This is a genomic window from Ruegeria sp. BHSB172, from assembly GCF_059613165.1.
Genome location: NZ_JBXWRZ010000040.1, coordinates 1 through 25,222 on the forward strand (window position 1 = coordinate 1; position 25,222 = coordinate 25,222).

General features: G+C 64.2%; 24 protein-coding genes. 10 read left to right on the plus strand and 14 right to left on the minus strand.

Translation table 11 applies throughout. From position 1 onward, the window contains the following. Window positions 1-398: 398 nt before the first annotated feature. Window positions 399-2,606: a catalase/peroxidase HPI gene (gene katG / locus AC2FM3_RS14605; RefSeq protein WP_496683139.1), complete on the minus strand. Its 2,208-nt coding sequence runs from the start codon at window positions 2,604-2,606 to the stop codon at window positions 399-401. Window positions 2,607-2,910: 304 nt separating this feature from the next. On the opposite strand from katG, the gene AC2FM3_RS14610 reads away from it, so the two are divergent. Beyond that, window positions 2,911-4,530, plus strand: a complete 1,620-nt coding sequence (locus AC2FM3_RS14610) for a GMC family oxidoreductase (RefSeq protein WP_496683141.1) — start codon at window positions 2,911-2,913, stop codon at window positions 4,528-4,530. Here AC2FM3_RS14610 and AC2FM3_RS14615 read toward each other — a convergent pair whose 3' ends face one another. After that, complete coding sequence (locus AC2FM3_RS14615) at window positions 4,531-5,391, minus strand: SDR family oxidoreductase (RefSeq protein ID WP_496683142.1); 861 nt, start codon at window positions 5,389-5,391, stop codon at window positions 4,531-4,533. A gap of 87 nt (window positions 5,392-5,478) precedes the next feature. Between AC2FM3_RS14615 and AC2FM3_RS14620 the strand changes: the two genes are divergently transcribed. After that, window positions 5,479-6,114, plus strand: a complete 636-nt coding sequence (locus tag AC2FM3_RS14620) for a class I SAM-dependent DNA methyltransferase (protein WP_496683143.1) — start codon at window positions 5,479-5,481, stop codon at window positions 6,112-6,114. Window positions 6,115-6,140: 26 nt separating this feature from the next. Here the strand turns inward: AC2FM3_RS14620 and AC2FM3_RS14625 are convergent, their stop codons facing one another. Genes AC2FM3_RS14625 through AC2FM3_RS14635 form a run of 3 tightly spaced genes read right to left on the minus strand, consistent with a single transcriptional unit; the run spans window position 6,141 to window position 10,143 of the window. After that, a complete protein-coding gene (locus tag AC2FM3_RS14625) occupies window positions 6,141-6,920 on the minus strand; it encodes a carnitinyl-CoA dehydratase (protein WP_496683145.1) in 780 nt (259 codons plus the stop codon). After that, window positions 6,917-8,986, minus strand: coding sequence for an acetate--CoA ligase family protein (locus AC2FM3_RS14630; RefSeq protein ID WP_496683147.1), 2,070 nt, complete (start codon window positions 8,984-8,986; stop codon window positions 6,917-6,919). The genes AC2FM3_RS14625 and AC2FM3_RS14630 overlap by 4 nt, the downstream gene beginning before the upstream one ends. Further along, entirely contained in the window at window positions 8,983-10,143 is a 1,161-nt protein-coding gene (locus AC2FM3_RS14635; protein ID WP_496683149.1) for an acyl-CoA dehydrogenase family protein, read from the minus strand. Before AC2FM3_RS14635 ends, AC2FM3_RS14630 begins: the two co-directional genes overlap by 4 nt. A 78-nt stretch (window positions 10,144-10,221) precedes the next feature. Between AC2FM3_RS14635 and AC2FM3_RS14640 the strand changes: the two genes are divergently transcribed. Next, window positions 10,222-11,166: a GlxA family transcriptional regulator gene (locus AC2FM3_RS14640; RefSeq protein ID WP_496683151.1), complete on the plus strand. Its 945-nt coding sequence runs from the start codon at window positions 10,222-10,224 to the stop codon at window positions 11,164-11,166. Window positions 11,167-11,171: 5 nt separating this feature from the next. Here the strand turns inward: AC2FM3_RS14640 and queF are convergent, their stop codons facing one another. The 6 genes from queF to AC2FM3_RS14670 all read right to left on the minus strand — a co-directional run bounded on the left by queF (window position 11,172) and on the right by AC2FM3_RS14670 (window position 15,343). Beyond that, the gene (gene queF, locus AC2FM3_RS14645; protein ID WP_068347314.1) at window positions 11,172-11,639 is read right to left on the minus strand and encodes a preQ(1) synthase; all 468 of its coding nucleotides are present in this window, start codon (window positions 11,637-11,639) and stop codon (window positions 11,172-11,174) included. 10 nt (window positions 11,640-11,649) lie between these two features. Continuing rightward, a complete protein-coding gene (gene queE / locus AC2FM3_RS14650) occupies window positions 11,650-12,369 on the minus strand; it encodes a 7-carboxy-7-deazaguanine synthase QueE (RefSeq protein ID WP_496683155.1) in 720 nt (239 codons plus the stop codon). Then, window positions 12,366-12,722 (minus strand): 6-carboxytetrahydropterin synthase QueD, encoded by a 357-nt coding sequence (queD, locus tag AC2FM3_RS14655; protein ID WP_496683158.1) that lies wholly within the window; start codon window positions 12,720-12,722, stop codon window positions 12,366-12,368. The genes queE and queD overlap by 4 nt, the downstream gene beginning before the upstream one ends. Continuing rightward, the gene (queC, locus tag AC2FM3_RS14660) at window positions 12,722-13,414 is read right to left on the minus strand and encodes a 7-cyano-7-deazaguanine synthase QueC (protein WP_496683160.1); all 693 of its coding nucleotides are present in this window, start codon (window positions 13,412-13,414) and stop codon (window positions 12,722-12,724) included. Before queC ends, queD begins: the two co-directional genes overlap by 1 nt. Before the next feature lie 172 nt (window positions 13,415-13,586). Continuing rightward, window positions 13,587-14,576 carry a sterol desaturase family protein gene (locus tag AC2FM3_RS14665; RefSeq protein ID WP_496683163.1) on the minus strand — a complete coding sequence of 330 codons (990 nt, stop codon included), beginning with the start codon at window positions 14,574-14,576 and terminating at the stop codon, window positions 13,587-13,589. Window positions 14,577-14,587: 11 nt separating this feature from the next. Continuing rightward, window positions 14,588-15,343 carry a class II aldolase and adducin N-terminal domain-containing protein gene (locus AC2FM3_RS14670; RefSeq protein WP_496683165.1) on the minus strand — a complete coding sequence of 252 codons (756 nt, stop codon included), beginning with the start codon at window positions 15,341-15,343 and terminating at the stop codon, window positions 14,588-14,590. A 114-nt stretch (window positions 15,344-15,457) separates the two neighbouring features. On the opposite strand from AC2FM3_RS14670, the gene AC2FM3_RS14675 reads away from it, so the two are divergent. Beyond that, a complete protein-coding gene (locus tag AC2FM3_RS14675; protein WP_496683166.1) occupies window positions 15,458-16,342 on the plus strand; it encodes a LysR family transcriptional regulator in 885 nt (294 codons plus the stop codon). A 3-nt stretch (window positions 16,343-16,345) separates the two neighbouring features. On the opposite strand, the gene AC2FM3_RS14680 is transcribed toward AC2FM3_RS14675, so the two are convergent. Continuing rightward, window positions 16,346-16,771, minus strand: a complete 426-nt coding sequence (locus AC2FM3_RS14680) for a VOC family protein (protein ID WP_496683167.1) — start codon at window positions 16,769-16,771, stop codon at window positions 16,346-16,348. A gap of 127 nt (window positions 16,772-16,898) precedes the next feature. Between AC2FM3_RS14680 and ade the strand changes: the two genes are divergently transcribed. The 4 genes from ade to AC2FM3_RS14700 all read left to right on the plus strand — a co-directional run bounded on the left by ade (window position 16,899) and on the right by AC2FM3_RS14700 (window position 21,599). Then, window positions 16,899-18,701 (plus strand): adenine deaminase, encoded by a 1,803-nt coding sequence (ade, locus tag AC2FM3_RS14685; protein ID WP_496683169.1) that lies wholly within the window; start codon window positions 16,899-16,901, stop codon window positions 18,699-18,701. Continuing rightward, window positions 18,698-20,161 (plus strand): AMP nucleosidase, encoded by a 1,464-nt coding sequence (locus tag AC2FM3_RS14690; RefSeq protein ID WP_496683171.1) that lies wholly within the window; start codon window positions 18,698-18,700, stop codon window positions 20,159-20,161. Before ade ends, AC2FM3_RS14690 begins: the two co-directional genes overlap by 4 nt. Before the next feature lie 130 nt (window positions 20,162-20,291). Continuing rightward, window positions 20,292-20,579, plus strand: a complete 288-nt coding sequence (locus AC2FM3_RS14695) for an HU family DNA-binding protein (protein ID WP_005979685.1) — start codon at window positions 20,292-20,294, stop codon at window positions 20,577-20,579. A 132-nt stretch (window positions 20,580-20,711) separates the two neighbouring features. Further along, on the plus strand, window positions 20,712-21,599 hold the full coding sequence (locus AC2FM3_RS14700) for a DMT family transporter (RefSeq protein ID WP_496683173.1): 888 nt from the start codon (window positions 20,712-20,714) through the stop codon (window positions 21,597-21,599). Here AC2FM3_RS14700 and AC2FM3_RS14705 read toward each other — a convergent pair. Next, window positions 21,575-22,096, minus strand: coding sequence for a glutathione peroxidase (locus AC2FM3_RS14705; RefSeq protein ID WP_496683174.1), 522 nt, complete (start codon window positions 22,094-22,096; stop codon window positions 21,575-21,577). The two genes, AC2FM3_RS14700 and AC2FM3_RS14705, sit on opposite strands and share 25 nt — an antisense overlap. A gap of 144 nt (window positions 22,097-22,240) precedes the next feature. Here AC2FM3_RS14705 and msrB point away from each other — a divergent pair, with 144 nt between their 5' ends. Together msrB and msrA are read left to right on the plus strand one after the other, a co-directional pair. Beyond that, entirely contained in the window at window positions 22,241-22,690 is a 450-nt protein-coding gene (gene msrB, locus AC2FM3_RS14710) for a peptide-methionine (R)-S-oxide reductase MsrB (RefSeq protein ID WP_496683177.1), read from the plus strand. Further along, entirely contained in the window at window positions 22,687-23,199 is a 513-nt protein-coding gene (gene msrA, locus AC2FM3_RS14715) for a peptide-methionine (S)-S-oxide reductase MsrA (protein WP_496683178.1), read from the plus strand. Before msrB ends, msrA begins: the two co-directional genes overlap by 4 nt. 3 nt (window positions 23,200-23,202) lie before the next feature. Here msrA and AC2FM3_RS14720 read toward each other — a convergent pair whose 3' ends face one another. Then, complete coding sequence (locus AC2FM3_RS14720) at window positions 23,203-25,206, minus strand: hydantoinase/oxoprolinase N-terminal domain-containing protein (RefSeq protein ID WP_496683180.1); 2,004 nt, start codon at window positions 25,204-25,206, stop codon at window positions 23,203-23,205. Window positions 25,207-25,222: the final 16 nt, after the last annotated feature.

The following is a 25,222-nucleotide window of genomic DNA, read 5'->3' on the forward strand; positions in this document are numbered from 1 at the left end:
AACAAATCCTCAAGATGCCCCAGTCTCTCCTGAGCGTCACAACCGTCTTTCCAGTCCGTCAGGCCGCCTCTCCAGCCCGTCACCACCGCCTCACCAGCGCCGGTGAAGGGGTATTTACGGATTAGGTCCGGGACCTGCAAGACCCATTTTCAAAAAACTTCCATTTTTTTCTCAGATGACGATTTTTCTATTAAATTACATTTAATTAACGACTTCATCATGCAGCTTTCATCCAACCGTACGCCCGTTTCGCCCCGAGAAACTTTCGCAAATGATGCCGCAGCGCGGAATCGCAGTGGGAATCCGCTGTCGGGACATGGGTCGAAGCATTCGCAGCAATACAAAAGGCCGCCCCGATCAATATCGGGGCGGCCTCCATGGGTCAGCGAACCTGCGGTTCAGACCAGGTCGAACCGGTCCGCGTTCATCACCTTGGTCCAGGCGGCGACGAAGTCAGACACGAACTTGCCGTCCGCATCCGCCTGCCCGTAAATCTCGGAAATCGCCCTCAGTTGCGAATTCGAGCCGAACACCAGATCGACGCGCGTGCCAGTCCATTTCACGTCGCCCGTGGCCCGGTCGCGGCCTTCATACACGCCCGGCTGGTCCTCCGCAGGTTTCCACTCGATTCCCATATCCAGCAGGTTGGTGAAGAAATCGGTGCTCAGCGCTCCGACCCGGTCGGTGAACACGCCATGCGTCGATCCGCCGTGGTTTGCACCCAGAACCCGCAGCCCGGCGACCAGAACGGTCATCTCGGGCGCCGACAGGGTCAACAGCTGGGCCTTGTCCACCAGCAGGTCCTCGGGCGAGACGCTGTATTCCTGGCGCTGATAGTTGCGGAACCCGTCGACCATGGGTTCGAGCACCGAGAAGGATTCGACATCCGTCTGCTCCTGCGATGCGTCCGTGCGGCCCGGGGCGAAGGGGACCCCGACCTTGTGCCCGGCGGCAGCGGCGGCCTGTTCGACGGCGGCGGCCCCGCCCAGAACGATCAGATCGGCCAGCGACACTTTCTTGTTTCCGCTTTGCGCCGCGTTGAACGCTGCCTGGATGCCTTCGAGGACCGAGAGCACCTGGGACAGCTTTTCCGGCTCGTTCACGGCCCAGTCCTTCTGCGGGGCCAGCCGGATCCGCGCACCGTTGGCGCCTCCGCGCTTGTCAGAGCCGCGGAAAGTCGAGGCCGACGCCCAAGCGGTCGAGACCAGCTGTGGGATCGACAAGCCGCTGTCCAGAATCCGGGCCTTGAGATCGGCGATATCCTCCGCGTCGATCAGGTCATGATCCACCGGCGGCACGTTGTCCTGCCAGATCAGCTCCTCGTCCGGCGCCTCGGGGCCGATATACCGGATCTTGGGGCCCATGTCGCGGTGGGTCAGCTTGAACCAGGCGCGCGCGAAGGCATCGGCGAATTCTTCGGGGTTCTCGTGGAACCGCTTCGAGATCGGGCCATAGATCGGATCCATCCGCATCGCCATGTCGGCGGTCGACATGAAGATCGGAACCCGCTTCGACGGGTCTTCCGGATCGGGAGCCATGTCCTCGGGCTGGATGTCCTTGGGTGTCCAGACCCAGGCCCCGGCCGGGCTTTTGACCAGTTCCCAATCATATTTGAACAACACGTCGAAATAGCCGTTGTCCCACCGGATCGGGTTCGCGGTCCAGGCACCTTCCAGCCCGCTGGTGATAGTGTCGCGCCCTTTGCCCTTGCCGAAGGTGGACAGCCAGCCGAACCCCATCGCCTCGATCGGGGCGGCTTCGGGCTCGGGGCCCACATGGCTGGGATCGCCCGCGCCGTGCATCTTGCCGAAGGTATGGCCGCCCGCGGTCAGCGCCACCGTTTCCTCGTCGTTCATAGCCATCCGCGCGAAAGTCTCGCGGATGTCACGGCCCGAGGCCACCGGGTCCGGCTTGCCGTCGGGGCCTTCGGGGTTCACGTAGATCAGGCCCATCTGCACGGCGGCCAGCGGGTTTTCCAGCTCGCGGTCGCCGGTATAACGGCTGCCTTCGGTATCGCTGGTGGCCAGCCATTCGGCCTCGGGGCCCCAATAGATGTCTTCCTCGGGCGCCCAGATATCCTCGCGGCCGCCGGCAAAGCCGAAGGTCTTGCCGCCCATCGATTCGATGGCGCAGTTGCCGGCCAGAATCATCAGGTCGGCCCAGGAAATCTGGTTGCCGTATTTCTGCTTGATCGGCCACAGCAAGCGGCGCGCCTTGTCCAGGTTGCCGTTGTCGGGCCAACTGTTGAGCGGCGCGAACCGCTGGGAACCGGTCGAGGACCCGCCCCGACCATCCGCGGTACGATAGGTTCCGGCGCTGTGCCAGGCCATGCGGATGAACAGTCCGCCGTAGTGGCCATAGTCCGCCGGCCACCAATCTTGCGAATCCGTCATCAGATCATACAGGTCCTGCTTGAGCGCCTGGTAATCCAGCTTCTTGAACGCGTCGGCATAGTTGAAATCGGCGCCCAGAGGATTGCTGACCGGCTGGTGCTGATGCAGGATCGCCAGGTTCAGCTGGTTGGGCCACCAGTCCCGATTCGATCGGGTTCCGGCGCCGTGCATGATGGGGCATTGGCCCGTGTTGGGGGTGTCGCTTCCGTCCATCTCAATCTCCGATCCTGGCTGGTATCAGTCTGTTTGCGAGGCAACCGTGCGAATGGCACGTCAAAAAGGGGCGGACCGAAGTCCACCGGGATACCCCGAGTTATAGCAAATCCCAGCCATGAGAAAAAATTTTGTTTTCGGATTGATTTGATAGATATTGATTATGGCTCTGCCGGGTTCCTTCAAACCGATCCCCATCCACATGACGCGGCGTTCCCCAACGCCCAGATTGCCTTTTGCGGCCGGTGCTTCAAACTGCGGGCTGTGACGCGCGACACCGCGCTGGCCACAGGGGAGGATCGCCATGCAATTCGACTACGTCATCGTCGGCGGAGGGTCCGCGGGATGTGTACTGGCCAACCGTCTGAGCGCCAATCCGGGCACGCGGGTCTGCCTGCTCGAGGCGGGCGGGGGCGGAAACGGCATTCTGGTCCGAATGCCCGCCGGGGTGGTCGCAATGCTGCCGGGGCGACCCAGGATCAACAACTGGGCCTTCGAGACGGTGCCGCAACCGGGGCTGGACGGCCGCAAGGGCTATCAGCCGCGCGGCCGGGCCCTGGGCGGATCCAGCGCGATCAACGCGATGCTCTATGTGCGCGGGCAACGGCAGGATTATGACGGCTGGGCCGATCTGGGCTGCGGGGGCTGGGACTGGGACAGCGTCCTGCCCTATTTCAAACGGTCCGAGAACAACGAACGCGGCGCGGATGACCTGCATGGCGCCGACGGCCCGCTTCAGGTGTCCGATCAGAAAGAAGAACGCCCGATCACGCGCGCCTTCGTCGAGGCCGCCGCCCAGTTGCAGCACAAGGTGACCGACGATTTCAATCGCGGCGACAACGAAGGCGCGGGGCTGTACCAAGTCACCCAGTTCCATGACCCCGCCAAAAACGGCGAGCGGTGCTCGGCCGCCGCGGCCTATCTGTTTCCAGTCATGGACCGGCCGAACCTGACGGTCATCACCGGGGCGCAGGCGCGCGAGATCACCTTTGACGGCCACCGCGCCACGGGCGTGATCTATCGCCAGGGCAGTAAGGGCGCCGACCTCACCGTCACCGCCACGCGCGAGGTTCTGGTTTGCTCGGGCGCGCTGAAATCGCCGCAACTGCTGCAGCTGTCGGGCATCGGCGACCCCGAGGACCTGACCCCGCATGGCATCGCCGTCCGCCACGCGTTGCCAGGCGTGGGCAAGAACCTGCAGGATCACCTGGATTTCATCCTGGCCTACAAGACAAAGGACACAGACAATTTCGGCATCGGCGCCGCCGGTACGGTGGGGCTGATCAAACACCTCATGCGGTGGCGCAAGACCGGGGTGTCGATGGCTGCCACCCCCTTTGCGGAAGGCGCCGCCTTTCTGAAGACCTCTCCCGATCTGGACCGCCCCGACATCCAGCTGCATTTCACCATCGCGCTGGTGGACGACCACGCGCGCAAGCTGCATCTGGGCTATGGGTTCAGCTGCCATATCTGCAAGCTGCGCCCCGAAAGCCGCGGCACCGTCTCGCTGCACAGCGCCGACCCCTTTGCCGCCCCGGCGATCGACCCGGCCTATCTGTCCGACCCGCGCGATCTGGACACAATGATCAAGGGCGCGCGGATGACGCGCGAAATCCTCGAGGCTCCGGCCCTTGCCGAATACCGCCACAAGGAAATGTTCGGCACCGACACCGCCCGGACCGACACGGATTGGGAGCGCCATATCCGCGCGCGGGCCGATACGATCTATCACCCCGTGGGCACCTGCAAGATGGGAGTGGACGACATGGCGGTGGTCGATCCACAGCTGCGGGTGCGCGGGATGCAGGGGCTACGGGTGGTCGATGCTTCGGTCATGCCGACGCTGGTTTCAGGCAACACCAACGCGCCCACGATCATGATCGCGGAAAAGGCCGCCGACATGATCCTGGCGGATGTGGCCTGATCAGTCGTCGTTCAACGCCTGATCCGCGTGCAGCGCCTCAAGGCCCACGCGATAGTTGGGGTATTTCAGCTTCACGCCCAGATCGGTCTTGATCCGGTCGTTCCGAACGCGCTTGTTCTCGTTGTAGAAGCTGCGGGCCATCGGCGTCAGGTCAGCCGTATCGAAATCCACCGCAGGCGGCAGCGGCAGGCCCTGAAGCTGCGCGGCATAGCCGATCACGTCCTGCGGCGGCACCGGTTTGTCATCGCAGACATTGTAGATCGCGCCCGGATCGGGACGGAGCATCGACGCCTCGAGCACCTGTGCGATGTCCTCGACATGAATGCGCGAAAACACCTGCCCCGGCTTGATGATCCGCCGCAGCCCGCCTTTCTTCAGCTTGGAGAACGGCCCCCGCCCCGGCCCGTAGATGCCCGCAAGGCGAAAGATGTGCAGCGGCAGGCCGGGAATTGCGGCCCAGTCCTGCTCGGCCTGCAACCGCCAGCGCCCGCGCTCGGCCGTCGGGGTCGCCGGCGTGGACTCATCGACCCAACCGCCCTGGTGGTCGCCATAGACGGCGGTGGTCGACAGGTACCCGACCCAGTCGAACCGCCCGGCGCGGGCGGCGAGCTCATCCCGCAGAGCGACCAGAACCGGATCTCCCTTGGCCGTGGGCGCGGTCGAAATCAACAGATGCGTGACCCCGTTCAGATCGGGGTCCTCGCCCGGCCAGACCAGCGGTTCGGCCCCGGTGGCGCGGATGGCGTCTTTCTCGGCGGCATCGCGGGTGGTTCCGACGATGCGCCAACCCTTGGGGGCCAGCCGGCGCGACAGCGCGCGCGCGGTATAGCCGTGCCCGAATGAAAAAAGAGTTCCAGTCATGGCCCCTTGTTGATCGCGCCGCGGGCGGGATGCAAGCGCCGGATGGACGCACTTGATTCGAATCTCCGCCTGCGCCTTCATGGTGTGATGAGCGATGACAAACCCAGCCTGCACGCGGCCTATGCGCTGAAAACTCCGGCAGACAACAAACGGCTCTATGCCGAATGGGCGGGAGATTACGATCGCGGATTCGCCGCGCGCGAGGATTACCAGCTGCATATCCACACCGCCCGCGCCTTTGTCGGCGCCGGGGGACAGGGCCCGGTGCTGGATGTGGGCGCGGGAACCGGCCTGTGCGGCGCGGTTCTGGCCGATCTGGGCGTGGGGCCGATCGACGCCACCGACATCAGCGCCGAGATGCTGGACAAGGCCATGCGCAAGGACATCTACCGCGACGCGATCGAGGCTGACCTGAATGAGGGCATCCCGGTTCCGCGTGACAGCTATTCGGGCATCGTATCGTCGGGCACCTTCACCCACGGCCATCTGGGCCCCGAGGTTCTGCCCGCCCTGCTGCGGGTGGCCCGGCCCGGGGCGCAATTCGCCCTGTCGATCAACGCCAAACACTTCGAGGCGCTGGGATTCGCAACCGCCTTCGACAATCTGCAGGCCGAGGGCCGGATGGAACATCTGACCCTGACCCCGGTCCGCATCTACGGCGACCTCGCCTCAGGCCCCAACAAGGGCGACACCGCCTATCTCGCGCTGTTCGAAAAGGCCTGAGCGACGTCAGGCCAGTTCGTGTGCCGCTACTTCCCTTTCCAGACCGGGTCGCGTTTCTCGGCAAAGGCGCGGGCGCCTTCCAGATTGTCCTCGGAGCCATAGAGAACATCGACCGTGCGCAGCTGCCGCTTGGTGATGCGGTTCATGATGTCCTGGAACTTGGAATCCTCGGCCTCGCGCACGATCTCCTTGATCGCGGCATAGACCAGCGGCGGACCGCTGGCCAGCAGGCGAGCCAGCTCCCATGCACGGTCCATCAGCTGGTCGGCCGGGACGATCTCATTCACCAAGCCCCAGCGATGCGCCTCTTCGGCGTCGAACCAGCGGCCGGTCAGCAGCAGTTCCATCGCGATGTGGTAAGGTATGCGCTTGGGCAGCTTGACGCTGGCCGCGTCCGCCACCGTGCCCGAGCGGATTTCCGGCAGGGCAAAGGTGGCGTGATCGGCCGCCAGAATCATGTCGGCACTCAAGGCCAGTTCCAAACCGCCGCCGCAGGCAATCCCGTTCACGGCGGCAATCACCGGCTTGTTCATGTCCCGCAGCTCTTGAAGGCCACCGAAACCGCCGACCCCGTAATCCCCATCCACGGCATCGCCCTCAGCCGCGGCCTTCAGATCCCAGCCGGGGCAGAAGAATTTCTCTCCGCCCCCCGTCAGGATCGCCACCCGCAGGTCGGGATCATCGCGGAAGTCGCGGAACACTTCGCCCATCACCCGGCTGGTGGCCAAGTCGATCGCGTTTGCCTTGGGCCGGTCCAGGGTGACTTCCAGAATGGCGCCGTCGCGTTTGGTCTTCACTGGGTTCATGAGCTTGCCTTTCGGATCAGGGCATCAACCGCCACCGCGCCCGTCGCGGTGCAGATGAGCGGGTTGATTTCAACTTCGCTGACGGTGTCGGCATTGGCAATCACGTAGGACTGCACCGCGTCGATGGCGTCGAGAATCGCATCCAGATCGGCTGTGGGCTTGCCGCGATAGCCCGCCAGCAGCGGGGCACAGGCCAGCTTGCCCAGCGCCGCCCGGGTCGCGTTACGATCCGAGGGCACCAGCAGCGACACGGTATCGCGCAGGATCTCGGTCAGGACGCCCCCGGCGCCGAGGGTCAGCACGAACCCATGCGCCGGATCGCGCGTGACACCGATCAGCAGTTCCGCAACACCGCCGGCCGCCATTTCCTCGACCAGCACGTCGGCGGTGCCCACCCGGCGGGCGGCGTCCGCGATTTCGCTCGCCTCCACGCCCAGCAGAACCGCGCCATGTTCGGATTTGTGCGCCAGCCCGACGCCCTTGACCGCGAAGGGGCCGGTCAGGTGGCGTGTCGCCTCTTCAGCCTGATCGGCCGGAAAGACCACGCTGCGCGGCACCGTCAGGCCGTGTTTCGCAAGCGCCTGTTTCGCCTCGGCCTCGGTCAGGGTTGTGTCCGCCTCCCGCTTACCGGGCAACTGGACAGGCGCGGCCTGCTCGGGCAGCGGGCGGGCGGCTGCCTCGGCTGCGGCCAACGCCTCGTGCAGGCCGGCAAAGGGAACCACACCACCGTCCAGCAGCTTTTGCGCCACGTCTTCGGGCATCAGCTCGGGCAGGGTCGCCACCACGGCAAAGGGCCTGCCGGTTTCGCTTGAGCAGTTCAGCGCCGCCTGTGTTGCGCAGGCCCAGTCGGTGGCATCCGTATGCGGGTAGTCCACAATCGACAGTGTCAGAGCCACATCCGGGCCTGTCATTCCCTTCCACGCCCGCGTCATCGCCTGAGTGTCGCGCCAAATATAGGTGTGGTAGTCGAGCGGATTTGCCAGCGCCACCATCGGCCCCAACGCCGTGCGCAGTTCTCTTCGCTGATCCTGTGTCAGCGGTGGAAAATGCAGATCCCGCCCGACCGCCATGTCGGCTCCCAGACTGGCTTCGCCCCCCGAACAGCTGATCATGCTCAGGCCGTTCCCGCCGAGCCTGCCGGCGACGTGGAACAGCTTGAGCGTTTCCAGGAAGCTTGGCACATCGCCCAGACGCGCAATGCCCAGCCGGTCCAGAAACGCCTGCGCCCCGGCATCACCGCCTGCCAGCGATGCCGTGTGCGAGATTGTTGCGGCTTGGGCATGTTCCGACCGCCCCACCTTGAGCGCCACGATCGGCACGCCGCGCTCGCGCGCACGGGCGGCCAGCGCCTCCCATTTACGCAGGTCGCCAAAGCCCTCGACGTGCACACCGATGGCGGTGATCCGGTCATCCTCCAGCAGGGCCATGGCGATTTCGGCCTGGTGGGACTGTGCCTGATTCCCACAGGTCAGCATGAAAGCCAGCGGCAGCGCCCGGCGCTGCATGGTCATGTTGATGGCGATGTTTGAGCTTTGCGTCAGAATGGCGACACCCCGCTCCACCGGGCGCATCCCGTGCTGGTCGGGCCATATCGCCACCCGGTCCAGTCCGTTGACGAAGCCATAGCAGTTGGGGCCGAGGATCGGCATGTCCCCCGCTGCAGCCACAAGCTGCGCCTGCAAGTCCGGCCCGTCCGCATCCTCAGCCCGCGCCTCGGTAAAGCCCGAGGCGAAACACACCGCCCCGCCCGCGCCAATGCGGGACAGAACCTCGACCGCCTCGATGGTCGCGCGGCGGTTGATGCCGACAAAGGCCGCGTCGGGCGCTTGGGGCAGGTCTTCGATCGTGGCAAAGACGCGCTCGCCCGCCACCTCGTCGGCCTTGGGATGCACCGGCCAGACCGGACCGGTGAACCCCAGTTTCCGCACCTGCCGGATGACCTCGGCACACCAAGCGCCCCCGCCGATCACCGCCAGCGAACGAAACCCCAGCATCCGCCTCAGCGCGGCGAGTTTTCCCGGCGTGAGCACATCCGCCGCGCCGTTCAGGCCCGGCGCCACGTTCATGCCCCCAACGCGCGCAGCAGGTCGCGGCTGATGATGTGGCGCTGGATCTCGCTGGTACCGTCCCAGATCCTCTCCACTCGGGCATCGCGCCAGAACCGTTCCAGCGGATAGTCATCCATCAGACCCATCCCGCCATGCACCTGGATCGCCGCATCGGTCACCCGCGCCAGCATCTCCGAGGCAAAAAGCTTGGCCGAGGCGATCTCGCGGTTGGCGGGCAGGCCCTTGTCCAGCCGGTCGGCAGCGGCCAGGGTCAGCAGGTCGGCGGCGTCGATCTCGGTGATCATGTCGGCGATCTGAAAGCTGACGCCCTGGAACTTGCCGATCTTCTGGCCGAACTGTTCGCGCGTGGCGGCATAGTCCAGCGCATAGTCGAAGGCCCGCCGCGCGCGACCCACGCACATGGCGGCCACGGTGATGCGGGTGGCGTAAAGCCAGGTGTTCATCACCTCGAACCCGCCGTCGACCTCGCCCAGCACCTGCGCGTCGGGCAGGCGGCAGTCGTCGAACTCCAGCACCATGTTCTTGTAACCGCGATGGCTGACCGACTTGTAGCCGTCGCGGATGGTGAACCCCGGCGTGCCGCGATCGACCAGAAAGGCGGTGATGCGCTTCTTGGGGCCTTTCGGCGTCTGATCCTCGCCCGTGGCGATGAAGACGATGATGAAATCGGCATGTTCCGCGCCCGAGATGAAATGCTTGGTGCCGTTCACCACCCAATCGCCGCCATCATGAACGGCGGAACACTTCATGCCCCGCACATCCGAACCCGCGCCCGGTTCGGTCATCGCCAGCGCATCCATCTTCTCGCCGCGCACGGCGGGCATCAGATAGCGTTCGACCTGATCGCCCTGACAGGCCATCAGGATGTTCTGCGGCCGCCCGAAGAAATGGTTCAGCGCCATCGACCCACGGCCCAGTTCCCGTTCGACCAGCGCGAATTCCAGGTGGTTCAACCCGGCGCAACCCACGCTTTCGGGGAAGTTGCAGGCGTAGAAGCCGAGTTCGATCGTTTTGCGCTTGATCTCGTCGGCGATCTCTTTCGGCACCTCTCCGGTGCGCTCGACCAGCTCTTCGTGGGGATAGATTTCTTTCTCCACAAAGCTGCGGACGGTCGAGACGATCATTTCCTGTTCTTCGGACAGACCGAATTGCATGGCGGTTCTCCAAGTGCAGATGTTGCGAACAGCGTGACCGGTCTTGCGCGTCTTTTCATGCAGCATTAGACGTTGAATATGCAGAAATGGACTAAATCGACCTCTGCGATGCAGCATTTCGGCGTGTTGCTGTTCGACGGGTTTTTGAACCACTGTTTGGCCAACACAGTCGAGCCGCTGCGCGCGGCCAACACGCTGTCGGGGCGCACGCTCTACAAGTGGCAGTTTCTGTCGCTGAACGCGGGGCCGGTGACCTCATCCTCGGGGCTGCAGGTGTCGCCGCATGACAGGCTCGGCAACGTGTCCGGCGACCTGCTGGCGGTCATGCCATCCTATGGCTTTCGCGATCACGGCGGCTGGCGCACGCAGGCCAGCCTGCGCGCCGCCGCGCAACGGTTCCGCATCTTGGCAGGCATGGACACGGGCAGCTGGCTGCTGGCCGAGGCCGGCTTGCTGGACGGGCATCGCGCGACCATCCACTGGGAGGAATTGACGGGGTTCTCGGAACGCTTCCCCGAGGTAGAGACCTGCCGCGAACGATACGTCATCGACGGAGACCGCATCACCTGCTCGGGCGCGATGGCGGCGTTTGACCTGGTGATGCACCTGATCGGGCGGGATCATGGACAGGCATTGGCGCTGGAGGTCGCGCAGCTGTTCATGACCCGCGATTCAGCCCGTTCACATATGGGCGGGGCCGGGTCGGCCAGCGCCTTCGTCAACAAAGCGTTGGCGCTGATGCAGGAACATCTGGAAACGCCCCTGCCCATCCCCGAGGTCGCACGGCGCGTCGGCCGCTCGCAAAAGGCGCTGGAATCGCGGATGCGGGCCGATCTGGGGGCCAGCCCCGCGCAGGTCTATCGCCGCCTGCGCCTGAACCTGGCCCGCAAGCTGGTATCCGAGACCGATCTGCCCATCGGCGAGATCGCCCTGCGCGCGGGCTATAACGACCCCAGCGCGATGACCCGCGCCTTCCGCGCCGAGTTCGGCACCTCGCCGCGCGCGATCCGGGCGGCCTCGTAACGCGGTCAGCCGCGCCCGCGATAGGTGGGAACGCCCTGATCGGGGATCCACACGCCCGGCAGCTCCGGCCCGGTCTGATAGAACACGTCGATCGGGATACCGCCGCGCGGATACCAATAGGCGCCGACACGCAGCCATTTCGGCTCCAGCACCTCTTCCAGCCGCTTGCCGATCGTGACACTGCAATCTTCGTGGAACGCGCCATGGTTGCGGAACGAACCCAGGAACAGCTTGAGCGACTTGCTTTCCACCAGCCAGTCACCCGGCACATAGTCGATCACGATATGCGCGAAATCCGGCTGCGCCGTCAGCGGGCAGAGCGAGGTGAACTCCGGCGCGGTGAAGCGCACGGCATAATCGGTGCCGGCCTGCGGGTTCGGCACCCGCTCCAGCACCGCCTCTTCGGGCGAGTTCGGCAGGTCGGTCTTGCTGCCCAGTTGGGTCAGGTTTGCGTAGATGTCTTGGTTTGCCATTGTTAGAGCCTCATACACCGCGCTTGTTGCCCCAGATCAGGACATGCAGCTGCGGCAGGATGGTGGGGGTGAACCAGCGGTCGCCGAGGGTCTTGTCGATCAGCCATTCATAGCGGGACATGATCCCGTCCATGTCGATCTCGGCATCCTCGGCGTCGGGTGGCGGCGGGGTGTGGTTGCCCGGTTGCAGATAAAGCGGCAGTGCTGGAAACCGCTCGGCCGCGGCGCGGGCCCAGCGGTAATCCTCATCATCAAAGATCACGATCTTCATGACGGTGGGCGCGCCGTCGGCCCGGGCGATGCAGTCCTCGAACCGCGCCCAGTCGACGGTTTCGCCGGACGAGGGCGGTTTCGGGCTGAGGATAAGGGTGGACAATTCGCGGAACCAGTCCTGCGCCACCGAGCCCTGGGTTTCCATCACGAAGTCATAGCCCTTGGATTTGCCCAGCGCGATCAGCGGGCCGAAATCCTGAATGGCCGGGTTGCCGCCCGACAGCGACACGGTCAGGGGTGTGCCGCCGGACAGGGCTTCGACCTGCGCCCAGATCTGTTCGGGGGTCATCGGCGTCCAGTCATGGCGATAGGCGCTGTCCACCGCATGCAGGCTGTCGCACCAGCTGCAGCGGTAATCGCAGCCACCCGCCCGCACGAAGACGGTCGGCACCCCGATCACGGCGCCTTCGCCCTGGATCGTGGGGCCGAAGATCTCGGCGATGCGCAGCGGTTTCACGGCCGATACTCCGCCCAGGTCTTGGGCGTCTCGCTGACCCGCACCGCGCTGGTCTGCGCCCAGCGCGCCTTGCAGAAGTCAAAGATCTCTTTCGCCAGTCGCTCCGAGGTGACCATGTCATGCCCGAACACGTCGTTCAGGTGCCGGTGATCCAGTTCCTCGTCGATATAGGTCTTGAGCGGCTTCAGATCGCGGTAGTCCACCACGAAACCATTTGCATCCAGCTCTTCGGCGGCCAGTTCCACCTCGACGATGTAATTGTGCCCGTGCAGACGCGCGCAGGGGTGGTCGTCGGGCAGGTGGCACAGCTGATGCGAGGCCGAGAAGTGGAATTCCTTGGTGATACGGAACATCAGTGCCCCTCCACCGCGGCTTTCCAGAACTCGGGATCGGCATAGACGGTCGGGTCTTCAATGCCGGCGATGTGAAACGCCTCGCGCCGTTCGACACAGGTTCCACAACGGCCGCAATGGGTCTCGCCGCCCTTGTAGCAGGACCAGGTGTCGGCAAACGGCGTGCCGTGCTTTGCGCCCTCGGTCACGATGGCCGATTTCGGGATGTGGACGAAGGGCGTATAGAGTCTGACATTGGCATATCCGTCCAACGCCTTGGTCTGCATGACCTCGAAGGCTTCGGTGAATTCCGGCCGGCAGTCGGGGTAGATGAAGTGATCCCCGCCATGCACCGCCGTCGCCACGGCATCCGCCTGCTTGGCGGCGGCCACGCCAAAGGCGATGGCCAGCATGATGGCGTTGCGGTTCGGGACCACGGTGACCTTCATGTTCTCTTCGGCATAGTGCCCGTCGGGCACGTCGACGTCATCGGTCAGGGCCGAGCCCGACAGATGCTTGCCGATACGGCTCATGTCGATCAGGTCATGCGGCACGCCCAGCCGCTCCGCGCAGCGGGCGGCAAACTCGACTTCCTTGCGGTGACGCTGACCGTAGTCGAAAGAGATCAGGCGGATCAGTTCGTTTTCGGCGGCAACCTTGTGCGCCAGAGAAACCGAATCCAGTCCGCCCGAGCAGATCACGATTGTCTTCACTTTTCAGATCCTTGTTTTGTAAGCCGGGTAGGCTGCGACCGGCGCCCGGTTCATCCGGACCAGCGGCGTCTATCAGACCCCGCGCGGAAAGGTAAAGACCCTTCAAAACGGAAAGCCGCCCATCGGCGGCTTGTCCAGACGGTGTCACACCTTGAGTTTCGGCTGGTGCCCTTCAGCCGAACCGCCTTTTCTTGTAGGCGCGGGTGCGTTCCGTCGCCGCGGCCGAGCCGTCGTGATAGGTGCCGAACCACCGGTCGAAGGGAAACTCGGACGTGCCATAGTTGCACTCGAAATACCGGTGGTGCAACTGGTGAAAAAAATCCCCCGCGCGCGCCGCTTCGGTTTCCCCCGCTTTCAGCTTTTCGAACCCCGAATGGGACAGGATCGGGCTGACCTGCTGGAAATAGGCGTGAAACAGCAGATGCAGCGGGTGCGACGGCACGATCAGGTGGATGAAATAGGTCGTGAAATACAGCAGGTTCTCGTACCAGTGGTTCGAGATGCCCGACCACGGACCAACATTGACGTTCCGGTGATGCACGGCGTGCACATGCTTGAACAGTTTCGGATGATGCTCCAGCCGGTGCACCCAATAGAAGTGCAGCCCCGACCACATCGGGATGAACAGCATCCAGACCACGCACCAGACCGGCGCCTGTTCCCATGTGACGGTTGGCACCCAACCGTTGGCCATCACCCAGTAGATGCCCCATTGATAGACGGTCGCCACCGTCATGGCGCTGCCCAGGGTCCACCAGATGTTGTCCCAGACCTGGTTGTTGAAGGTGAAGATGCCGTTGTTGCGCGTCAGGTCGCGGCGGTCGAACTTCTTGTACATGCCCTGGCCCCTGCGCATGTAGAGCCACCAATGCAGCCCACCCGCAACAAGGATCTGAGGCACCATGTTCAGCAGCCAGATGCGGAACATCCAACCGGGTGCGAAGCTTTGCATCGCCTCGAGCGGCGGCAGGAAAAGCACATAAGCTGTCAGCGCCAACACCATGCACAGGGTCAGCGCGGTGATCTGCAACCACGCACCGCTGTACCATTTCACTACCGCCATCGGTCTGGGCGGCCAGCTGAACAAAGGGTTCAACGCCACTGGATCAGATGGCCGATAGTGCCAGCGGGCAGCTTCGGGATCATGCGAGGCATCGGTCATGGCAAAACCCTCTAGGCGGCGTAATCCGAGCCTTCGGCATCCAGAACGGCCTTGATCTCGCGCAGATGGGCCTCGGCCTGCCCCGGATAGTTATCCAGCTCCTGCGCGGTCTTTTCGGCGATCTCGTCCGAAAGCAGCCGCAACGGCCGGCCCGTCTGAAGGGCGCGAACATAGGTCTCGGCGGCGCGCTCGAAATAATAGAGTCTATTAAAGGCATCTGCCGCATCGCTGCCGATCACCAGCACACCGTGGTTGCCCATGATCATGACTTTCTTTTTCGGGTCCTGCAGCATTGCGGCGCAACGCTCACCCTCGCTTTCAAAGGCCAAACCGCCAAATTCGCCATCAATGACATAGCGGTTGTAAAAGGTTGCTGTGTTCTGGTCGATCGGTGGCAGGGTGCTGTCGGCCAAGGAGGCCAGGACGGTGGCAAAGATCGAATGCACATGCATCACGCAACGCGCATGCGGGCACCTGCGGTGAATCGAGCCATGCAGCCCCCATGCGGTGGGGTCCGGTGCGCCGGGCTTGCTCATCGTGTCGGGATCGTTGGCATCCAGCAGCAGAAGGTCCGAGGCACGGATGCGCGCGAAATGCATCTGGTTCGGGTTCATCAGGAACTGCGTGCCACCCTCGTTCACGGCAAGGCTGAAATGGTTGGCGACCCCTTCATGCATGTTCAACCTTTCGGTCCAACGGAAGGCCGCGGCCATGTCCACGCGCTCCTGCCAATGGTCGATATTCGGCTTCAGATTGGTGACGCTCATCCGGAGGCTCCGTTAGGCTTGGGCAGAGGGCTGATACAAACCGTGCCGGGCCGGGGCGCAATTGACCAACGAAAAAATTGGTGTTTTGGCATTAGCTGAGCTTATGGTTGGATTATGAAACCCCGGACTCCCCTTCCCCCGCTTGGCTGGCTGCGCACCTTCGAGGCCGCGGCCCGTCACCTGTCCTTCACCGGCGCGGCGCGCGATCTGAACATGACGCAAAGCGCCGTCAGCCAGCAGATCAAATCGCTCGAGGGCTATCTGGGTCAACCTCTGTTTCACCGCCGTCCCCGCGCATTGGAACTGACCGAGGCCGGGATCACCTATCTGCCCGTGGTGCGCGAAGCGTTCCGGACGCTGGTACGCGGCACCCAGGCCGTGACCGGGCAACAGGAAAATACCGTTCAGGTTCAATGCAACATCACCTTTTCGGTGAACTGGCTGGCCCCCCGCTTGCCCGCGTTCCGCGCGCTGCACCCCGATGTCCACCTGAACATTTTCACCGAACTGTGGGAGCCGCGCGAGATGGCCGAAGGCGCGGCGGTGGAAATCCGCTATTCCCTGCGCCCGGCCGACACGGTCCGCACTGAGCTTTTGCGCAGCGATCACTATTACCCGGTCTGCGCCCCCGGTTTCCCGGTCACGCTGGAGACCCTTCAGCGGCAACCGCTCTACGATTGCTCCAACCTGCTGTCGAACTGGGCCAGTTGGGCCGAAGATCAGGGTCTAAACTGGGGCAATCCACCGATCACCTATGCCACGACCTATATGGTCGGCCTGTCCGTTGCGATGGCCGGCGGCGGGCTGTGCCTGGCCCATGATACCATCGCAAAGCGCCTTCTGGACGAAGGCCGTCTGATCGCGCCGTTCGAGCATCGCGCGCCGATGCCCGAAGCCTATTACCTGCTGCTGTCGCCCCAGGCCGAGGAGACGCCGGGTGCCGTGGCCTTTGCCGAGTGGATCAGGGCGGAAATCGCGGCCGAGCAACACCGCGCCTAACCTTCAGCCGTCCTTGGGGCGGCTGGCGATCCAGGCATAGCCGTTCTCGCAAAGGATATAGGTCTCGCGCAGGCCATGGGGCTTGTCGGTCGGCTCCTGCAGGACGACCGCGCCAGCGGACCTGGCGCGCTCTGCCGCCTCGTCCGGGTCGGTGTCGTACAAGTGAATCTCGATCCCGCCACCGCGTGGGGGCGTTTCGGGAACCAGCCCCAGCAGCGGGTTGGAATGATAGGTGCCGTCCGAATGCAGCTGAAACACCTGATCGCCATAGGTGACGATGGCGAAATCCGCCGTCACTTGATGGGATTTCAGGCCAAAAACAGTCTCTAAAAAAGCGCATTCCGCCCGCACGTCGCGCACCAGCAGGTTCAGCCCGATGCCGCGCAGGCTGCGGCCGAAACTGTCCGCATCTATGGTTTCGTAATCCATGTCTCTACAAGACCCCGCATCGCGGCACGGATCAAGCATTTGCTGCCCCGGACCGGGCCGGATGACGGTTTCATGAAGGTGGCACGGCAGGGGTTGCACCTTCCGATGCATTCGGGAAAGTTGTGCCATGGAATACGCACCCTTCCCCTCTTGGCCCGACGTCGCCCCCCGCCTGATCGCCGTTGCCGCCGGCCGCGAAGCCGCCGACATGGTCATTCGCGGCGGGATCTGGATCAACGTACACAGCCGCGAGGCGCTGCCCGATCATGCAATCGCCATCGCCGCCGGACGCGTGGCCTATGTCGGCCCCGACGCCAGCCACTGCATCGGCCCCGACACGCAGATCATCGAGGCCAAGGGCCGCTACATGATCCCCGGCCTGTGCGACGCGCATATGCACATCGAATCCGGTATGCTGACCCCGGCCGAGTTCGCCCGCGCGGTGATCCCGCATGGCACGACGTCGATGTTCACCGACCCGCATGAGATCGCCAACGTGCTGGGGCTGGACGGCGTGCGGATGATGCATGACGAAGCGCTGATGCAGCCGGTCAATATCTTTACCCAGATGCCGTCCTGCGCGCCCTCGGCGCCGGGTCTGGAAACCACCGGTTATGAGATCACCGCCGAAGACGTGGCCGAGGCCATGACCTGGCCCGGCATCATCGGGCTGGGCGAGATGATGAACTTTCCTGGCGTGATCCATGCAGACCCCAAAATGCTGGCCGAAATCGCCGCCACCCAGCGCGCGGGCAAGACCGTGGGCGGACACTATGCATCCCCTGATTTAGGGCCTGATTTTGCCGCTTATGTCGCCGGCGGTCCGGCGGATGACCACGAAGGCACCTGCGAGGCTGACGCCATTGCCCGGGTGCGGCAGGGGATGCGGTCGATGATGCGATTGGGCTCGGCCTGGTATGACGTGGAAAGCCAGATCACCGCCGTCACCGAAAAAGGGCTGGACCCGCGCAACTTCATCCTGTGCACCGATGACTGCCATTCGGGCACGCTGGTGAACGAGGGCCACATGAACCGCGTCGTCCGTCATGCCATCGCCTGCGGTTGCGACCCGTTGATCGCGCTGCAGATGGCCACGATCAACACAGCCACCCATTTCGGGCTGGAGCGCGAGGTCGGCTCGATCACGCCGGGCCGCCGGGCGGACGTGATCCTCAGTTCGGACCTGACCGACTTGCCGATCGAGATGGTCATCGCGCGCGGACAGGTGGTGGCCGAAAATGGCGCGATCAAGGTGGATTGCCCGCATTACGACTGGCCCGACCGGGCGCGCAACACAGTACATCTGGGCCATGCCCTGACCGCCGCCGATTTCGAGATCCCCGCGCCCGAGGGCGCCAACCGCGTCCGCGCCAACGTGATCGGCGTGGTGGAAAACCAGGCCCCCACCCAGGCGCTGAAGGCCGAGCTGCCCATCATCGGCGGGCTGGTCGAGGGCGAAGGCGATGTCTGCCAGATCGCGCTGGTCGAGCGGCACCGGGCCACGGGCGGCGTCACCAACGCCTTCGTCTCGGGCTTTGGCTATCAGGGCCGGATGGCCATGGCCTCGACCGTGGCGCATGACAGCCACCACATGATCGTGGTCGGCACCGACCGCGATCAGATGGCGCTGGCCGCCAATCGTCTGGCCGAAGTGGGCGGCGGCATCACCATCTTCCGCGACGGCGAAGAGCTGGCGCTGGTCGAACTGCCCATCGCCGGCCTGATGTCCGACAGCCCGGCCTCCGACGTCGCGGCCAAGGCGCAAAAGATGGTCGAGGCGATGCAGACCTGCGGCTGTCAGCTGAACAATGCCTACATGCAGCACTCGCTGCTGGCCCTTGTCGTGATCCCCGAACTGCGGATATCCGATCTGGGACTGGTGGATGTCCGCACATTCGAAAAAATTGACCTTCTGGAACCCCTCGCATGACAAAAATAACAACGCCCGAACCACGGGACCCCGAGATTTTCACCGATGCCGCCGCAGCCGTTGCCAGGCTGGAAGAGCTGTATAACGAGGCCACCGCCTTTCTGTGCGAAAGCTTTGCCGAGGCGATGGAAAGCGGCGCGCCCAAGGTCCGGTACAGAGCCTATTATCCGGAAATCCGTATCCGTACGGCGTCCTACGCGCATGTGGACAGCCGCCTGAGCTTTGGTCACGTGTCCGAGCCGGGGGTCCATGCCACGACGGTAACCCGGCCGGATCTGTTCCGGTCCTACCTCACGCAGCAGATCGCGCTGCTGATCAAGAACCACAACCAGCCGGTGACCATCGGCCCATCGACCACGCCGATGCCGGTGCATTTCGCCGTGGCCGGCAACCCCGATCTGGTGGTTCCGCATCAGGGTGCGGCGGGGTTCACCCTGCGCGACGTGTTCGACGTGCCCGATCTGACCACCACCAATGACGACATCGTCAACGGTGTGCACGAACCGCTGGATGGCGTCGGCCCGCTGGCCTTGTTCACAGCGCAACGCATCGATTACTCGCTGGCCCGGCTGGCCCACTACACAGCCACCGACCCGGACCATTTCCAGAACCACGTTCTGTTCACAAACTACCAGTTCTACGTCTCGGAATTCGAGAACTATGCCCGCGCGCAACTGGCCGACCCGGACAGCGGCTATACCAGTTTCGTTTCGACCGGGAATGTCGAGATCACCGACCCCGACGCGCCGCTGGACCAGCCGCTGAAACTGCCGCAGATGCCGACCTATCACCTGAAACGCGCCGACGGGTCGGGGATCACGCTGGTCAATATCGGCGTCGGCCCATCCAACGCCAAAACCGCCACCGACCACATCGCGGTGCTGCGCCCACATGCCTGGCTGATGGTTGGCCACTGCGCAGGGCTGCGCAACACGCAGGCCCTCGGCGACTTTGTGCTGGCCCATGCCTATCTGCGCGAAGACAAGGTGCTGGACGACGACCTGCCCGTCTGGGTGCCGATCCCGCCGCTGGCCGAAGTTCAGGTCGCGCTGGAACGCGCCGTGGCCGAAGTGACCGAGCTGGAAGGCTATGAGCTGAAGCGGATCATGCGCACCGGCACGGTGGCCTCGGTCGACAACCGCAACTGGGAACTGCGCGACCAATCCGGCCCGGTGCAACGGCTGAGCCAGTCGCGCGCCATCGCGCTGGACATGGAAAGCGCAACGATCGCCGCCAACGGCTATCGGTTCCGCGTGCCCTACGGTACCTTGCTGTGCGTGTCCGACAAGCCCCTGCATGGCGAATTGAAGTTGCCGGGCATGGCGTCCGAGTTCTATACAACTCAGGTCGGCCGCCATCTGGCGATTGGAATCCGGGCGATGGAACACCTGCGGGGCATGCCGCTGGAACGTCTGCACAGCCGGAAATTGCGCTCGTTCGACGAAACGGCCTTCCTCTGACGCAAAAAAGCAACGAAATCCCCATATTTTTTGGGGGTTCGGCGCTACTATTCGTTGTGTTCGCCCACAATATCCCGTTACAGTTACGCGGTGAGGCCCAATAGATCGGGCACGTTAAGGAGACCAAGAAATGGCAAAGCCTATGACGAAGACTCAGCTGGTTGCTGCTCTCGCTGAGGAAATGGGAACCGACAAGAAATCCGCGAACGCGGCGCTGGAAGCGATCACCAACCTGATCACCCGCGAAGTTTCGGCCGGTGGCGCTGTGACCCTGCCGGGCGTCGGCAAGATCTACTGCCGCGAGCGCCCCGAGCGTCAGGTGCGCAACCCGGCCACCGGTGAGACTTTCACCAAAGAGGCCGACAAGGTCGTGAAAATGACCATCGCCAAGGCCCTGAAGGACAGCGTCAACAGCTGATCCCACCCCAAGGTGGTACGAAACAGGGGCCGCGGTTTCGCGGCCCTTTTTCTATGCGCACGTTGCCATCCGCCGGTTGCAGACCCAGAGAAAATCGGGAACAGTCGCCACGGAATTCAAACGAGGCTTGTCATGGATCCGCGCGCCATCGCCATGGGGCTGGCCTTTGCCTTCATCTGGTCGTCGGCCTTCACCTCGGCGCGGATCATCGTCGCGGATGCCTCGCCGCTGTTTTCGCTGGCCGTTCGCTTTTTGATTTCCGGCATCCTGGGTGTCGCCATCGCCGCGGCCATGGGCCAGAGCTGGCGCCTGACGCGGTCGCAATGGTACGCGACCATCCTGTTCGGAATCTGCCAGAATGCCCTGTATTTGGGTCTGAATTTCTATGCGATGCAAACGGTCGAGGCCTCGGTCGCGGCGATCATCGCATCGACCATGCCTCTGCTGGTGGCGCTGGCCGGTTGGCTGCTGTTCGGGGAACGGTTGCGCCCGCTGGGTGTCCTGGGGCTGCTGGCCGGGTTCGCCGGTGTGGCCCTGATCATGAGCAGCCGGATCAGCGCCGGGATCGACCTGTTCGGCGTTGCCCTCTGCGGGCTGGGCGCGCTGGCTCTGACTTTCGCCACGCTGGCCGTGCGCGGGGCGACCTCGGGCGGGAACTTCATGATGGTCGTCGGCCTGCAGATGTTCGTCGGCTCGGCGGTTCTGTTCATCGCCGCCCCGCTGTTCGAGACGGTTTATGTCCGCCCGACCTGGCCGCTGGCGCTGGCCTTCACCTACACGACCCTGTTCCCCGGCCTGTTGGCCACGCTGATCTGGTTCCTGCTGCTCAACCGGATCGGGCCGATCCGCGCGGCGACCTTCCATTTCCTCAACCCGGTGTTCGGGGTCACGATCGCCGCGATTCTTCTGGGTGAACGGTTGGGCGCAATGGATGCCGTCGGTGTTGCGGTCACCACGCTGGGCATTCTGGCCGTGCAGTTGTCACGCCAGCCGGTTCAGCGCAGCAGGGCCTCGACCTGACGGCGCAGCTTGCGGGAGTCCGGCCGCGTCGTCGACCCAAAGGTCGCCACGACCTCGCCTTCGGGGCTCAGCAGGATCTTGTTGAAATTCCAGTTGGGCACAAACCCGGTCTCGGCGGCAACCGCCTTGTAGAACGGGTGGGCCTGCGGACCGGTCACGGGGGTGATGTCGGTCATGGGCAGGGTCAGGTCATAGTTCAACTCGCAGAACTCCTTGACCTCGCTGGCGGTTTCCAATTCCTGGTTGAAGGAATCCGACGGGACCGCCAGAACCACCAAACCCTCGGATCCATAGGTGTCCTGCAGCTTTTGCAGCCCAGCATATTGCCCGGTGAACCCGCATTGCGAGGCCGTGTTGACCACCAGAACCGGCTGGCCGCGCCAATCCGACAGCGACAGCGTGCCGCCATCAATTGAAGCGAACTCTCCGGACACAGGCGCGGCCTGCACCATCCGGCCGATCAGCAACAGGGCAGACAACAGCAGCATTCTGAACATGGCTTGACCTCCTCTTTGTCATTGATACGCACGAAGAACGGCGGCAGATCACCCGCACGATCGCGCGAGCCGGGCAAAACAGGGCTTTGCTTTTGTCGCGGCGCACCCCAATTATCTCGGGAAAGGAATAACGCCGGAGGACCCATGTCAAAATATACCAAAGATCCATCGGTTGTCGCCGCCCTCTCGCCCGAGGAATTCCACGTCACCCAGCGCAACGGGACCGAACGCCCCGGCACCGGCAAATACCTGCACCACAAGGAACCGGGCATTTATGTGGATGTCGTATCGGGTGAACCGCTGTTCGCCTCGACCCACAAATACGAATCGGGCTGTGGCTGGCCCAGTTTCACCAAACCCATCGTGCATGACCACGTCACCGAGCTTGAGGACCGCTCGCTGGGCATGATCCGGACGGAGGTCCGCTCGAAACACGGCGACAGCCACCTGGGCCATGTGTTTCCCGATGGTCCGCTGGACCAGGGTGGGCTACGCTACTGCATCAACTCCGCCGCGCTGCGGTTCATCCATCGTGACGACATGGAGGCCGAGGGCTATGGCGAATACCTCGATCAAGTGGAGGACCCGAAATGACCGAACAACGCGCCGTTCTGGCCGGAGGCTGCTTCTGGGGCATGCAGGATCTGATCCGCAAGCTGCCCGGCGTTCTGCGCACCCGCGTCGGATATACCGGCGGCGACGTGCCCAACGCGACTTATCGCAACCACGGCACCCATGCCGAAGGGATCGAGATCTGGTTCGACCCCGCGCAGGTCACCTATCGCGATCTGCTTGAGTTCTTCTTCCAGATCCACGACCCGACCACCGTGAACCGTCAGGGCAATGACATCGGAATGAGCTATCGCTCGGCCATCTATTACTGCGACGAGACCCAAAAACGGATCGCGCTGGACACGATCGCCGATGTGGATGCCAGCGGGCTGTGGCCCGGCAAGGTCGTCACCGAGGTCGAACCCGTCGGCGATTTCTGGGAGGCCGAGCCCGAGCATCAGGACTACCTTCAGCGTATCCCCAATGGCTATACCTGCCACTTCCCGCGCCCGGACTGGGTTCTGCCCAAACGCAGCAGCGCTGCAGAATAGCGGTCAGCCGACGGCCACCCGCGGGCGGCCGCTGGCTTCGACGGTCAGCATCGCCTCGACAAAGACATCCTTGCCCTCGATCCGGGCGGTGCGGATGTCGCGGTTGACGATCACGCGGACATCCTGGGCACCGGCCTCGCGCACGGCGCTTTCGGTCTCGCGACGCAGTTCAGCCTCCAGCAGGTCCAGCGCGGGTTCGGGCGTGGGGAAATCCTGCGGCCCGTCGTTCAGATGCACGCGGTACCGGCCTTCGGACGGAGCGGTCACGGTGCCCGCCCGGCGCATGGTCAGCCGCCCCACGACGGCCCCGATCGCATTGGCCACCCCGGCATAGTCGGGCAGCACCATTGTACAGCGCAACCGCTCACCGACCGCAGGGTAATAGCTTGGCGCTGAGGCCCCCAGCCCGACCACATCCACGTTCAGCTTCGTATCCAACGCCAGCAGACCACGATGCCCACGCAACCCCCGCCGCGTCAGCACATGGCGCGCCAGATCCTCGGGCGGCAGGCCGAACTCCTCGGCCTCTTCCGCAAAAGCAGTCTCTAACAAGGTCAAAATCGTCTGTTCGGTCAACTGATCCACGATCATCCCGGCCAGTTCTTCGGCTGAGCCCGCCAGCCGGTCGCCTGACCCCACACGCCGGCGCGCAATCAGTTCCAGCGCCTTGCGCGCGGCATCGGCATCCCAATCGGACAGACGCCCCAGAACGTGGCTGGCATCCGACGGCGTCACCCCCGAGACCTGAACGATCCCGCGATCCACCAGCCGGGTCAGAGCGCCGTTTTCCATCCGGGTGCGCAACAGGGCGCTCAGGGGCAGAACCTTGTCCCCCAGCCGCTCCAGCAGCCCCGCCTCACGCGGACCCAGACCCTCGGCGTAGATGCCGGGCACACGGCGGGCGAAACGGGTGTCGTGCTCGCCCACCGTGGTCGCGCGCAACTGCTCGTCCAGCGCGGCATGGACCACCTCGGGCGCCTGGGTCGCGATCAGAGACACCGGCAGCACCCGGCGCGGACCCAGGAAAACGCCGCCGCGCAGGCCTTCGGTCACCACATGCACCTGGCTGTCACCGCCTAGACCATGAGTGCGCATCGCCACCGCCTCGACCATGGTGCGGAACCCGCCAACCCGGGCGCCCGCCGGGTCGATCGCGGGTTTACCATCGCGGATCAGCGCCACATCGGTCGTCGTCCCTCCGATATCCGAAACCAGCGCGTCCTGAACTCCGGTCAGCCAGCGCGCGCCCACGATCGAGGCCGCCGGACCGCTGAGGATGGTCTCGATCGGCCGTTCCCGCGCCTGCTCGGCGCTCATCAAGGCTCCGTCCCCACGCACCACCATCATCGGCGCGTCGATGCCCAGCTCGTGCAGAACATCCTGCGCCCGGCCGATCAGGCGGTCGATCATTCCGATCAGACGCGCGTTCAGCACCGCCGTCACCGCACGTTTCGGCCCGTTCAGCTTGGCCGACAACTGATGCGAGCAGGTCACAGGCGCGCCGGTCTTCTCGGTGATGATCCGCGCAACCTCAAGCTCATGCGCGGGGTTGCGCGTGGCGAACTGGGCCGCGACCGCAAACCCGGAAATCCCGGACTGCTGGTCCAGAAATTCGGTCAACGCCCTTGTATCCAACGGCGCGGCCTCGGCCCCGGCATGGCTGTGCCCGCCCGCGATCACCAGCGCCGGGTCGCCCTTCAGCGCATCGCGCAGCCCATGCCTGTCCAGATCACCATCCCGAAACCCAACATATATCAGCGCAACGCGCCCGCCCTGCCCCTCGACCAGCGCGTTCGTGGCCAGCGTCGTCGACAGCGACGCCATCGAGATCTGGCCGGGTGCGACCTGCGCCCGGTCCAGCACCGCCTGAATCGCCCGCCCGACGCCGATCGCAAGATCCTCGCGCGTGGTCAGGGACTTGGCCGAGGCGATCACCTCTTCCTCGTCCCGGATCAGCACCGCATCGGTGTAGGTTCCACCGGTATCCACGCCCAAAGCCAACGCCATCGGGGTCTCCATCCTG